This window comes from Acaryochloris sp. CCMEE 5410, assembly GCF_000238775.2.
Classification (GTDB): domain Bacteria; phylum Cyanobacteriota; class Cyanobacteriia; order Thermosynechococcales; family Thermosynechococcaceae; genus Acaryochloris.
Window position 1 is genome coordinate 1,595,234 of sequence record NZ_AFEJ02000002.1, and the last position, 12,027, is coordinate 1,607,260.

The 12,027-nt window shown below is 49.2% G+C and carries 10 protein-coding genes; 5 read left to right on the forward strand and 5 right to left on the reverse strand.

What is annotated here, in order from left to right:
* Positions 1 to 84: 84 nt before the first annotated feature.
* From ON05_RS28205 to mnmE, 4 genes are all read right to left on the reverse strand, one after another.
* Positions 85 to 2,202: a bifunctional diguanylate cyclase/phosphodiesterase gene (locus ON05_RS28205; RefSeq protein WP_010477888.1), complete on the reverse strand. Its 2,118-nt coding sequence runs from the start codon at positions 2,200 to 2,202 to the stop codon at positions 85 to 87.
* Entirely contained in the window at positions 2,189 to 2,659 is a 471-nt protein-coding gene (locus tag ON05_RS28210; protein WP_010477886.1) for a response regulator, read from the reverse strand. The genes ON05_RS28205 and ON05_RS28210 overlap by 14 nt, the downstream gene beginning before the upstream one ends.
* Positions 2,656 to 4,128, reverse strand: a complete 1,473-nt coding sequence (locus tag ON05_RS28215; protein WP_010477883.1) for an ATP-binding protein — start codon at positions 4,126 to 4,128, stop codon at positions 2,656 to 2,658. The genes ON05_RS28210 and ON05_RS28215 overlap by 4 nt, the downstream gene beginning before the upstream one ends.
* A 158-nt stretch (positions 4,129 to 4,286) precedes the next feature.
* The gene (gene mnmE, locus ON05_RS28220; RefSeq protein ID WP_010477881.1) at positions 4,287 to 5,654 is read right to left on the reverse strand and encodes a tRNA uridine-5-carboxymethylaminomethyl(34) synthesis GTPase MnmE; all 1,368 of its coding nucleotides are present in this window, start codon (positions 5,652 to 5,654) and stop codon (positions 4,287 to 4,289) included.
* A 261-nt stretch (positions 5,655 to 5,915) separates the two neighbouring features.
* Between mnmE and ON05_RS28225 the strand changes: the two genes are divergently transcribed.
* The 5 genes from ON05_RS28225 to bioB all read left to right on the forward strand — a co-directional run bounded on the left by ON05_RS28225 (position 5,916) and on the right by bioB (position 10,521).
* Positions 5,916 to 6,869: a hypothetical protein gene (locus ON05_RS28225; protein ID WP_262562450.1), complete on the forward strand. Its 954-nt coding sequence runs from the start codon at positions 5,916 to 5,918 to the stop codon at positions 6,867 to 6,869.
* 71 nt (positions 6,870 to 6,940) lie between these two features.
* The gene (locus tag ON05_RS28230) at positions 6,941 to 7,171 is read left to right on the forward strand and encodes a hypothetical protein (protein ID WP_010477877.1); all 231 of its coding nucleotides are present in this window, start codon (positions 6,941 to 6,943) and stop codon (positions 7,169 to 7,171) included.
* 8 nt (positions 7,172 to 7,179) lie between these two features.
* On the forward strand, positions 7,180 to 8,748 hold the full coding sequence (locus tag ON05_RS28235; protein ID WP_010477875.1) for a polyamine aminopropyltransferase: 1,569 nt from the start codon (positions 7,180 to 7,182) through the stop codon (positions 8,746 to 8,748).
* Positions 8,749 to 8,767: 19 nt separating this feature from the next.
* Positions 8,768 to 9,361, forward strand: coding sequence for a DUF4178 domain-containing protein (locus ON05_RS28240; RefSeq protein ID WP_010477872.1), 594 nt, complete (start codon positions 8,768 to 8,770; stop codon positions 9,359 to 9,361).
* Positions 9,362 to 9,444: 83 nt separating this feature from the next.
* Positions 9,445 to 10,521 (forward strand): biotin synthase BioB, encoded by a 1,077-nt coding sequence (gene bioB / locus ON05_RS28245; RefSeq protein ID WP_010477870.1) that lies wholly within the window; start codon positions 9,445 to 9,447, stop codon positions 10,519 to 10,521.
* Between the two features lie 134 nt (positions 10,522 to 10,655).
* Here the strand turns inward: bioB and ON05_RS28250 are convergent, their stop codons facing one another.
* Complete coding sequence (locus ON05_RS28250) at positions 10,656 to 11,255, reverse strand: hypothetical protein (protein ID WP_010477868.1); 600 nt, start codon at positions 11,253 to 11,255, stop codon at positions 10,656 to 10,658.
* Positions 11,256 to 12,027 lie beyond the last annotated feature (772 nt).

Genomic DNA, 12,027 nt, shown 5'->3' on the forward strand with positions numbered 1-12,027 from the left:
ATCCCCTCCCAAGACTCCCTTGAACCGTCACTTGAATAGTCACAGCAGGAGAGCATCGCTTGCCCTCTGGTCAAATTCTAGACCTTAGGCAGAGGCCACAGTGCTAGTCTCCAATGGTTGTACAAACACCCTGTGAGACTGCATCAGCGCTTTTTGCATTTGATCCGCTGAAAGGGGCTTAGACAATAAGTAGCCCTGAACACAATCACAATGATGTTGCTGGAGCCATTGCAGCTGTGCTTGGGTTTCTACTCCCTCAGCAATCGCAGTCATCCCTAAGTTGTGGGCCAAGGTAATCATGGTTCGCACAATTTCCGACTTTTCCGTATCGGTCACCAACCCTTCAATAAAGGAACGATCGATTTTCAGGGTGTCTAAGGGGAAGTTATGTAAAAAGCTCAGAGATGAATACCCTGTCCCAAAGTCGTCGATCTGGAGTTGAAGCCCCAAAGCGCGCAGTTGACTAATGAGTTCAGACACCATCACCTCATTTTCCATAATCATGGTTTCTGTAATTTCTAGCTTGAGGTGACGGGCACTGACTCCCGTCTCCGATAGAATCGATTGGATTTGTTTGCCTAAACTGGCCTGAGAAAATTGCTTACGGGATAGATTAACGCTAATACTCAAGGGTGGAATCTCAGTCAGGGTCTGATGCCACTGCCATAACTGTTGACAGGATTCTTCCAGGACCCACTGACCAATCGCTAGGATTAATCCTGTTTCCTCTGCTACAGGAATAAATTCCTGGGGTGAAATTAGGCCTCGCTGAGGATGTTGCCAACGGATCAGCGCTTCTAAGCTAACGATTTCATGGGTTTTGAGGGAAATAATCGGTTGATAGTAGAGCTGAAATTCTTGGTTGGCAATGGCGGCTCGCAGATCGGTTTCTACCCGAAGCAATGCCTGAACGCGATCGCGCATGGCTGCTTCAAAGACGACATATCTAGACTTGCCCAGGGCTTTGGCCCGATACATGGCATTATCCGCATCCCGTAATAAATTTTCAGCCTGGGGCGAATGGTCTGAATTCAGAGCAATACCGATACTGGCCGAAATATAAACTGTATGCCCCTGAAGTTCAAAGGCTTTCTCTAGCTCACGATTCAAGCGACTGGCCACTTGTTCCGCTTGATCTTGCCCAGCAATATTTTCCAGAAGAATGGCAAATTCATCGCCGCCTAACCGGGCAATCACATCACCGGGGCGTAACGCCGCCGTCAGACGTTTAGCCACTTCAATCAGTAGCTGATCCCCAATGGCATGGCCCAAACTATCATTAATCACCTTAAACCGATCGCAATCCAGAAACAGCACGGCAAATAGATAGTTCGTCTGGCGATTGACGCGTGTCAGGGTCCGGTGAAGCTGGTCCAAAAATAACGCCCGACTCGGCAACTCCGTGAGATGATCGTATAGCGCCACATGGTTGGTGAGATCGGTATGTGACCCGGCCATCCGTACCACACGATTATGGGGACCAAACACCGCCATGCCGCGGCTACTGACCCAACGATAGGACTGGTCCAGGTGAAGCATACGATATTGACATTCAAAGGCAGTTGTTTCTCGTCGCAAATGCCGCCGTAAATCGGTGCGGAATCGTTCCTTATCTTCCGGGTGAATACGGTCAAACCATTCCTGAATGGAAGGTTGAAGCGCCGCTTCGGCTTGGCCAATAATCGCGGCCCAACGGGGAGAATAATAAACTTGATGGGTTTGTAAGTTCCAATCCCAAAGGCCATCATTTGAGGCTTGGGCCACCAGATTATATTGTTCTTCTCGCTCCTGCAACGCCACTAATGTCCGAGTATGGTTAATGGCATACCGGATCGACCGCTCCAGTAAAGCAGACGTAATCGTCCCTTTCACCAAATAATCCGTCGCCCCTGCTGTCATCGCAGCTAAGTCGATCTCGCGATCTTCCTGGCCCGTCAACAAGATAATCGGAATCCGATGGCCTAAAGCAACCACTTCCTCTAACAAGTCCAAGCCTGTTCGACTGCCTAAGCGAAAATCGAACACATAAATATCATGCTGGTGACGCTGAACCGCCTGTAGTCCTTTGTCATAGGTATCCGCCCAGTCCAGATCGAACTGGATGCTTTGAAAATCGTCTAGGAGATCTTCAAAAAAGAAATAGTCATCTTCATCATCTTCCACCAGCAATAGTTTGATATGCAGTGGATCAAGATGCCTCACAACATTGCTCCGGGGGTAATGCCACAACAGTAAACCAATACTGGCCTAGGGTTTGCATCACCTCAACTAATGCGTCAAAGGTCACAGGTTTGGTGATGTAGGTATTGGCCCCCAAGTCATAACTGCGATAAATATCAATATCCGTATTAGAGGTGGTTAAGACTACAATCGGAATGCGGCGAAGTTCAGGATTCGCTTTAATCTCCTGCAAGGCTTCTCGTCCGTCTTTCTTCGGCATATTGAGATCCAGTAAGATCAGACCAGGGCGAGGCGACGTTTTTGGGTCGGTATATTGACCTCGACGAAATAAGTAATCCATCAACTCTTCGCCATCTTTGACAAAGCGAAGATCATTACTCAGTCGGCTCTCCTCTAGAGCTTCGGCCGTAAGCATCCGATCATCTTCATCATCGTCAGCCATCAAAATCGTGATTGGGGCAGCATTGACTGAGGTCATGATTGGGGCTCCATGGAGGTTTGGGTAAGCGGTAAGGTGATGAAAAATGTTGCGCCTTGGCCCGGTGAGCTTTCAGCAGTGATGGTGCCACCATGATGCTCGGCAATTTTGGCACAGACCGCTAGGCCAATGCCCGTGCCATCATATTCATTGCGACTATGTAAACGCTGAAACACTCGAAAAATACGGTCCGTATACTTTTGCTCAAAGCCAATTCCATTATCTTCAACGCTAATTTGGTACAGGCTCTCGGTCTCAGTACTTTCATTAACCGACTGCCCGCCAATCGTGATGCAGAGGGGCTGATCCGGCTGACGAAACTTGAGAGCATTACTAATCAGGTTTTGAAACAGTTGGCGAATTTGCATCGGTTCAGCATCAATCGTAGGTAACGCAGTCACCTCAACCTGGGCCTCCGTTTCCTGAATCCGAATTTCCAGATCATCTAAAACGCTGCCCACCACTTCATTGAGATCAACTTCAGTAAAGGGTTGTGACTTTGACGTCACTCGAGAAAAAGCCAATAGGTTCTGCACCAGTTGCCGCATGCGGCCCGCCGCTTTTTGCATGCGGTCCACATAATCTTTCCCCCGATCGCTCAGATCATCTCTACATTTCGTTTGTAATCGATCACCAAAGGCCTCAATTTTGCGGAGGGGCTCTTGTAAATCATGGGAGGCTACATAGGCAAATTGTTCTAATTCCTTATTGGAGCGGAGTAAGGCTTCATTCGAACGAGCTAACGCCTCAGACTCTTCTGCTAGCTTGGCTTCAGCTTCCTGCTTGGCTTTTTCCTGCCGTATCAGAACGGCTTGAGCATAGCCAACGATAATGACGAGTACCCCATATAGCCCGACAAAGATAACGATAACGGCGATCAGCCCTTCTTGCTGAGCGTCTTCTACCTGTTGTACGAGCGGTGTGACATTGCTATAGACCTCGATCACACCTTCAATCTCTGAATCAGCACCCTGAGGCCGCAGGGGTAAATAGCTGGAAATCAGTTTTTTTTCTGTCAGGAGTCCCTGTACACTCCGAAATTTCTTTCTATGGGACAGCTTAGTGATGGTTTCACCAGAACGCGCTGTCAGGAATCCAGAATATTTCGATTTATCCTGACCAATTTGTTTGGCGTTGGTCGAAAACACCACTCGACCGTTTAAATCGAAAATTTTGAGTTTGGCGATGGACGTTCCTTGAATCAGACGACGAACGGTGTCATCGATATCTTCAATCTGAGGGTGATTTTGTAAGTCTTTCCTAGATAAGGACTCCGTAGAACTCAAGAAAGATTTGTGCTGAGGCCATACCGAATTAGCAAAGACTTGGGTAATTTCAACATTCTTTTGCTCACTCGCACTAATCAGTTGGGCCGTTGTCGTTTGCTGATTATAGTGCCGCAAGAAGAGGGTGGCGCTCCCACAGGCAACTAAACTCGCAATCGAAAAATATCGCAGTAACTTAAACAAAAGCTAAATTCCAAAGGCAATACATCCTGGTGCCCTGATCCTTTTGTCAGGTTCCCTTTGGTTAGAATTCCCAGGATTTCCTACCTTTGGAACAAATCATTGATGGACATCACAATAAACGCGATATGTGAAGTTTTAAAAAGTATTCTAATTACGACCTATTTACCAATACAAAAACGGCTAAATATTCGGTCGAGCACTGATTCTGTGATGTCTTCTCCCGTGATTTCGCCTAAGGCCTGAATTGCCCCTCTCAAGTCTATGGTCCAGAAATCTAGGGGGAGCTGATCTGCGATCGCAACCTGAACATGCTCCAAAGCGGTTTGGGCTTTCTGCAAAGCGGCGGCCTGTCGCTGATTAATCGCCCAATCTAAATTGGCAGCTTGCAGAGACCGAGTTTGCACCGTTTCCAATATTGCCGTTTCCAATTCAGAGATGCCCTGGTTTTGGGCGGCAATGGTAGACACCACCTGAGCAATTGTTTCAGGGTAAATCACCTGCTCTTGGGGGACTAAATCCACTTTATTCACAATCAAAATCATCGGCAGCCCTTGAAACACCTGATAGAGCTGCTGATCTTCGGAAGTCCATCCAGCAGAGGCATCGATGGTGAGCAAGACCAGGTCAGCTGATTGAGCTGCTCGATGTGATCGCGTAACGCCAATTTGTTCAACCTGATCTTTGGTCTCGCGAATACCTGCGGTATCTAAAACCTGAATGGGAATGCCTCCCACCACTAACTGGGATTCCACCACATCTCGTGTGGTGCCGGGGAGATCCGTAACGATGGCGCGATCGCATCGACACCACGCATTCAATAAACTCGACTTCCCCACATTCGGACGACCAACAATCGCCACCTTCAAACCATTGCGCAGCAATTCCCCCTGATCTGCCGTCGCCAAGATCGCTTGAAGGGTAGTATGAATCTCTTGCAATTCAGCCTGAACACTGACTTCATCCAAGGGCGGTAAATCATCCTCAAAATCGACCCTAGCCTCTACTTCTGCTAGGGTATCCAGACAGCGCTGCCGCAGCACTCGAATGGGGGATGCCAGCTTGCCCTGCACACCTGCTAAGGCTGCCTGTGCCGCCTGGGGAGAACGCGCCCCCACCAAATCTGCTACCCCTTCAGCCTGGGTCAAGTCCAAGCGGCCATTCAAAAAAGCTCTGAGGGTAAATTCTCCCGGCTGTGCCAGCTCAGCCCCCGCTTGCAAGCACGCTTCTAACACCTGCTGCACCGGAATCATACCCCCATGGCAATGGAATTCCACCACATCTTCCCGGGTATAGGAGCGAGGGGCCAACATCAACAGCAACAAAGCTTCATCAATCACCTGCTGAGTCGAAGGCTGTTGAATATACCCATAAAGCACCCGATGGCTCTCCCATAGCTGGTTTCCCGGTGTATGAAACAGCTGCTTTGCAATCGATACTGCATCTGCCCCCGACAAGCGAACGATACCAATACTGCCCTGTTGGGGCACAATAGCGGTTGCGATCGCAGCAATCGTAGTTTGCTTCATAAGCGGTCCGGGAGATGTCTGTTTATACAAGCAATGTCAACCAGTTTATGGTGAGACCTTTGGCATTGTCCCTTCCTTATCGGCCCTCCGTCCTCAAATCGATTGATGCTGACTCTTAAGGTCTTCGTCAAATTGTTAGCCTTCTAGCCAAGCTATACTGGCCTGCAGGCTCGCCGTCCTGAAGCAAACCGAGCCTCTTACTGTTACCTGTCATCCATACCCATGCCCAGTCAAGTTGAATATAAAACAACACGCCGGTTTATGAACATTTGGGTTTACTTGGCCCTTGGCGCTGTTGGCATGATCATTTTGGCCGGATTGAGTTCCATTTTTTTCGTCAAGCCGTTAGCCTCCAAAACCCTGCAGGCCCGGGAAGGTCAACCTGCACGATTACAGCCGTTTAAAGTTAAGCCTCAAGCCATTGGCGCGGTCCGAGTAGATGTCACGGCCCGAATCCCCACCAATCGCTACCTCGCCTATGAGGTGCAAATTCGCGACCAACAAGACAAAATCTTGGCAGCCGGTCTCAAAAATGCCTGGAATGAGTCAGGGATTTGGCGCGAAGAAGGGCAAACAGGCACCTGGCAAGAAGATGATTTAGACGCAGGTTTAGATGTCAGTAGTGCCAAAGCGGAACCCCTAACTGTTGTGGTCGAGGTGCTGGAGTATGGCACCTCTCGTAACCAGACCCTCACCGAGTCCGTTTCCTTCCGCATTAAAGTCAATCAAGGCATTATCGACACCCGCTATCTATGGCCTGGGTTTTGGGGTGGCTTACTGATGGCGGGTTTAACCTGTCTCTTTTCCAAGTCGGCTGGAGCCACCTTAAGCGATAAAAGCATTGGGGATAGTGACTTAGGGGACCGAGTCAATGCCGGGGGGCCAAACAAACTGATCAAAGTCATCGTCAAAACTGTGGCCGACGAAACCTCTCCTCCTTCTCTCAACTGCCGACTAATGGTCAGAGACGGCAATGGTGATGAGCTGTTTAATGCCTCGGAAGTGATGCCCCTCAAATTCAAGCGGGATGAAGACGGCGATATCGACAGTACCCATGGTCAAGCCACCTTTTTTCTGGTGCTGGAAAAACCCAGTTCCTACGGGTTTTATGTAGAAGTCACCCCCGATGCTCCTGTCGATTCAACGCGGCTGATCATCAAGCAAGGTGCTGTGACTTTAGGGGCCGTCAAAGTCGCCCATATTGGCGCAGCCTAAATCCAGCCCCCTTCTCAAAGATGCAACTCGATTTTTTCTCATTTAGGATGGCAGTAGAAACCTTTTAAACTATGCTGACAAAACTTTTTTCAGTCGCAACAGTCGCCATTGTAGTCGCTTCTATCTTGGCTGCATACACCCAACGCTCCGCCTTTCAGCTCCGACAAGAAAATCAACCCCATTACTGGACCCGTCACGGCACCCGAACGTCTGGGCGCTATCGGGGAGGTGTTTGGATCGTCTCTCCGGCCCGGTCTTCCTACAGTGGATTTCGGGGTGGCAGTCTGGGCGTGGGTAAATAAGCTGCGGTATGGCCGAGTCAGAATCAACTTCTGGGGCAGTCCAGAGGCCTGAATCTATTCCTCTCAGCTCTAGTCAGCAACGCTGGTTACTGGCAGCCGCTGCCATCTCTTCCAGTGTGGGCCTCGCCGCAGAATTACTCTTAGGAACCCTAGCCAGTTATTTAGTCGGCAATACTGCCTTAGCTTACGGTGTAGCCGTAGGGGGCTTTCTAGCTGCCATGGGATTAGGGGCCTATATCAGTCAATTTATTGCCGTAGACAATCAACAAAGCCAGTTAATCAAAGTTTTCTTACAAATTGAGTTGTGGGTTGCCCCATTAACCGCTGGCTTACCCATTGGACTGTTTGTCGTTTTTGTCGCCGATGGACCGATTTGGCTAGGGCTCTTTCTTGTCACCCTCATTTTGGGTATTCTTTCGGGCCTAGAAGTCCCCATTTTGACTCGCATTATTGAACAGGATCGGGACGTCAAGTTCGCCCTTGCTGGCGTCTTGGCCTTAGATTATGTTGGCGCTTTAATCGGTTCTTTGGCGTTTCCAGTCCTACTTCTGCCCCTGTTGGGATTATTTCCCACCGCCGTGCTGATCGGGTCTTTACCCGCTTTTATGGTCTTTCGGTTAGGACGCTTGTTTCGAGGCATGCGGTCCTGGAGTTATTGGGGCCTCTGCATCGGCGTTGGCTTATGTGTGTTTGCTCCGTTCGTGATACCGTTTAGCGATCGCTTAGAAAATACCCTGTACAGAGCCCCCATTGTTAGTCGTATTCAGTCCACCTACCAGCGCATCGTCCTCACCCGCTCTGGCAACGATACACGACTGTATCTCGATGGTGACCTCCAGCTATCCACCGTCGATGAATACCGCTATCACGAAGCCCTGGTCCATCCAGCCCTGAGCACCCATCCCCAGCGACGCCAAGTGCTGGTGCTCGGCGCTGGAGACGGCATGGCCGTGAGGGAAATCCTTAAATGGCCGGAAGTTGAAAAAGTGGTGCTTGTTGAGCTAGATCCTGCCGTCGTGAAACTCGCCCGTCAGTATCCGGTGCTCGTCGATCGCAACGCCCATGCCCTAGACGATCCTCGGGTAGACGTGGTGTATGGAGATGCCTTTAAGCTCGCCCCTCAACTGCCGGATACCTTTGACATCATCATTGCCGATTTCCCAGATCCCGATCGCCCGGCCCTCGCCAAGCTCTACTCTCAAGGGTTTTATCGACAACTGTTCGCTCGCCTCGCCCCCAACGGCATCTTCGTCACCCAGGCATCCAGTCCTTTTTTTGCTCCAAAGGTTATGGACTGTATCGCCACAACCCTGACAGCTACTGATTTGCAAGTTTATCCCTACACCGTCAATGTGCCGAGCTTTGGTCCCTGGGGGTTTGTCTTGGCGTCGCCGAAGCCAGTCCAGTTTTCATCCCAAAGCCTAACGGTTCCCACTCAGTTCCTGACCCCGGCCCTCCTCCCTGAACTCTTTCAACTTCCCAAAGATATTTCTATCGGTAACGCCAAGATCAATCGGCTCACCGATCCAGTTATAGTTCAGTACCAAGCCGATCCACGCTGGTCGGCCTATTATTGAAACACTCTAGAGGCAGACTATGGCTTACCTTTGGCTATTTATCATCATCATGGGCGTACTGGGTGTTGTTCTCTATATGAGACAACAGTCTGGCAAATCCCTCCCCTTCGCCTCCCAGCCCCAAGCATTACCGTCCCTCGAACGCACTGTTTTTACCCTAGAAGTGGGGGATATTGTCCAACATCTAGGAATTGATTGGGTGGTTGAAGGCAAACTCGTCTATGACGATCAAGGCTACTCCTGGTTAGAGTATCTACTCCAAGACGGCAACCGCCGTCAGTGGCTCTCCGTTGAAGAAGATGATGTGGTTGAAGTAGCGCTTTTAGAGGTCACCACAGCCTTAGAAGTCGGCACCAATCCGCCCCCAGAACTGACCTTCGCCAATGAGACCTACCGCCATAAGGGATCTGGCATGGCCCAAATGACCCGCAAAGGGTCGACCCTGAATCGCAATGCCGAACGATGCCACTATTTTGACTATCAGGGACCAGACAACAAAATTCTCTCCATCGAGAACTGGGATGGCGATATTGAAGTGACGATTGGTCAAAAAATTCATCCCTCCATGCTGACCTTACTCCCAGGAGATGGTCGTCGCATTTACGGGGCTTAATGTTGCGCAACGTTTGGTTCAGACCAGATACGCAATAGGATATTCTGACTAAGTTACACCGTTAGGGAAGTCAGAGGTCAAGTATGGGCAGCGATTTCAGTGAGTGGGTCAGAATCGCCTTGTCAGAAGAGACTTTCCCCCAAGCTTCAGCCTTAACCCTTTTATCGGACCCCAATATCGACCTACTGTCCTTGGTTGCGGCAGCCGGAGAGGTGCGCATGACCTATTTTGGTCGGCAAGTAATGCTACACCGCATCAATGATATTCAAAACGGCCTCTGCCCAGAAGATTGTGGCTATTGCGCCCAGTCTAAAATTTCCGATGCCCCGATCAAAAAATATCCGCTCAAAAGCGAAGAGGACATTATCCAAGAGGCCTATGAAGCCAAAGCGAAGGGGGTATATCGGTACTGCATGGTGTCGAGCGGTCGAGGACCGACTGCCGAACGGACCCAGCATTTAGCCCATATTATTCGCCGCATCAAAACTGAAGTGGGGATTCAAACCTGTCTTTCTGCCGGTTTAATGGACCAAGAACAGGCTGCTGTCCTCAAGGAAGCAGGACTAGACCGTCTCAACCACAATCTCAATACCAGCGAGTCACACACACCTGATATCGTCACCACCCATACATTTCAAGATCGAATTAACACGTTAAAAGCAGCTCGGTCAGCTGGACTAGATTTATGTAGCGGCATGATTGCAGGCATGGGCGAAACGGACCAGGATATCGTTGACGTAGCCTATCAACTACATGAGTACCAGGTCCCCTCGATTCCCATTAACTTCCTGATACCCATTTCTGGGAATCCCATTTATGACTGTAACCAGCTCACGCCCCAACGCTGCTTACGGATTCTGTGTCTATTTCGATTCGTGAACCCCAAAGCTGAGATTCGCATTGGGGGTGGCAGAGAAGGACATTTAAGAAGCTTGCAAGCTCTGGCACTTTACCCCGCCAACTCTCTTTTTGTGGAAGGCTATCTAGCCACAAGAGGCCATAGTGTCGACCAAGTCTACCAGCTCATTCATGATGCAGGTTTCGAGGTTGCCGGAGAGACTTCGTTGACAGGCGATCTGAGTGCAACATCCCAATTTCAGTTGGATGACAATCCCAACATTTTGAATCCACAAACCACCATCAGTTGTTCCAACTCATAAGGGAAAAACATTAATCAACAGAAATGCCTTGAAGACTTTTTCTTCAAGGCATTTATTAAGGATCGAATTTTGATCCACAACCTGAATAATCGAATATAATCACCCAGGCTATGAGAGTTTGCAGTCTGAGAATATTAGCGAGAACGGTTCATCTTCCGTTTAGCCAACACACCAACAACGCCCAAGCAGGCAAATAAACCAGCGGTAGCCGCTTCAGCAGGCTCAGGAACGCTAGGAGGAGCTGGATCAGGGGGGTCAATGACTGGAGGTGCAGGGTCAGCGGGATCATCATCACCGCCAACAACGAACGGAAGTGCTGCCGCTGCCGCACCTGCTGGAATTAATGCAGCCGCCAAAGGAAAACCTGCGGCAGCGGGTAAACCCCCTTCAGGAGCGACACCGCCAATGCCACAATCAATCAACCCATTCTCTGCAATGAGGGTCTGAGAGGACAGCAGCCCGGTTGGCACATCCGAGGTGGTCGCATTAGCCAGCAAGTTGGGACCTAAATCTTGGCTTAATGGGCCAGAAGACTCTTGCAAAGCTTCAGGGGAAATAATGGGCTCTTCTTCGCAAACATCGCTTTGAGCGGTCTCTGTATTGAGCTTTGAGTCAGCCTCAATCGAATCCCCAAGACCAAGCTGAGCAGCATGGCTGAAGGGAGTATTTATAGCGTTATACAAAACGACCAGCGATAAGGCAGTCAATGAGCCACATGTCTTTAACAATTTCATAGTTGAGATTCGATCCTTAGATGGTTTTCCCCGCTTGATATTCGAAGACGAAGTTACCATAAATCTGCGAAATAAGCTGTGTAAGCCAATACTTATGCAAATTTTCAGGTACTCGCTACATTATGCCAAACAACTCCGAAAAAGCAACTAGAGTCAGTTGAAATTAGGATGGAAAATTATTCCCTGGACAAATTTTAGAGCCCTCACTCCTTTGGATTGGAAAAATTCAGCAAACCTTAATCTCTTGAAACAGAATCCAAATTTTTCCCAGAGGGGAACCGTAATACCTGTGAGAGCAACACATCCACAGCAGTGGAAATCCCTTCGCCTTAAAAGTTTAAGGTTTGTGAACAATCTCTTCTGGTATTCTCTCAATCCAGAGATCATTTGCGTAGTTCCGATAAATAAAGCCTAGTCAAGAATTTAGAATATTCTGTCATGCCTATGCCGCTTTAACCCTAATGATTCAAAATTCTCTGAACTTAAGCAAATCGAGTAAAACGCTTTAAAGCAGCAATGCCCTCTGCAACAGATATTGCAGAGGGCATCCACTGAGATTAAGGAAAGTCCCTTCGACACTAGCAGCATCCATACCCCGTAATGCTTGGATTTTAGGCCTGCTAATCTGCGCCTTACCCTTTCGGTGCAAGTTGCCATTTCGGGGACTTGAACTGGGCTTATGCGGGGGGTATGACAGCCCAATGAACCTAACATAGCTGGAAACACCCGATAGGCTAAACCGCAGAACTACTGAACTTGAAGGATATTTTTG

Coding starts and splice junctions, on each gene's coding strand:
- ON05_RS28210 (WP_010477886.1), bottom strand. CDS start 2,659: ATGACCTCAGTCAATGCTGCCCCAATCACGATTTTGATGGCTGACGAT.
- mnmE (WP_010477881.1), bottom strand. CDS start 5,654: ATGAAGCAAACTACGATTGCTGCGATCGCAACCGCTATTGTGCCCCAA.
- ON05_RS28225 (WP_262562450.1), top strand. CDS start 5,916: ATGAACATTTGGGTTTACTTGGCCCTTGGCGCTGTTGGCATGATCATT.
- ON05_RS28230 (WP_010477877.1), top strand. CDS start 6,941: ATGCTGACAAAACTTTTTTCAGTCGCAACAGTCGCCATTGTAGTCGCT.
- ON05_RS28235 (WP_010477875.1), top strand. CDS start 7,180: ATGGCCGAGTCAGAATCAACTTCTGGGGCAGTCCAGAGGCCTGAATCT.
- ON05_RS28240 (WP_010477872.1), top strand. CDS start 8,768: ATGGCTTACCTTTGGCTATTTATCATCATCATGGGCGTACTGGGTGTT.
- bioB (WP_010477870.1), top strand. CDS start 9,445: ATGGGCAGCGATTTCAGTGAGTGGGTCAGAATCGCCTTGTCAGAAGAG.
- ON05_RS28250 (WP_010477868.1), bottom strand. CDS start 11,255: ATGAAATTGTTAAAGACATGTGGCTCATTGACTGCCTTATCGCTGGTC.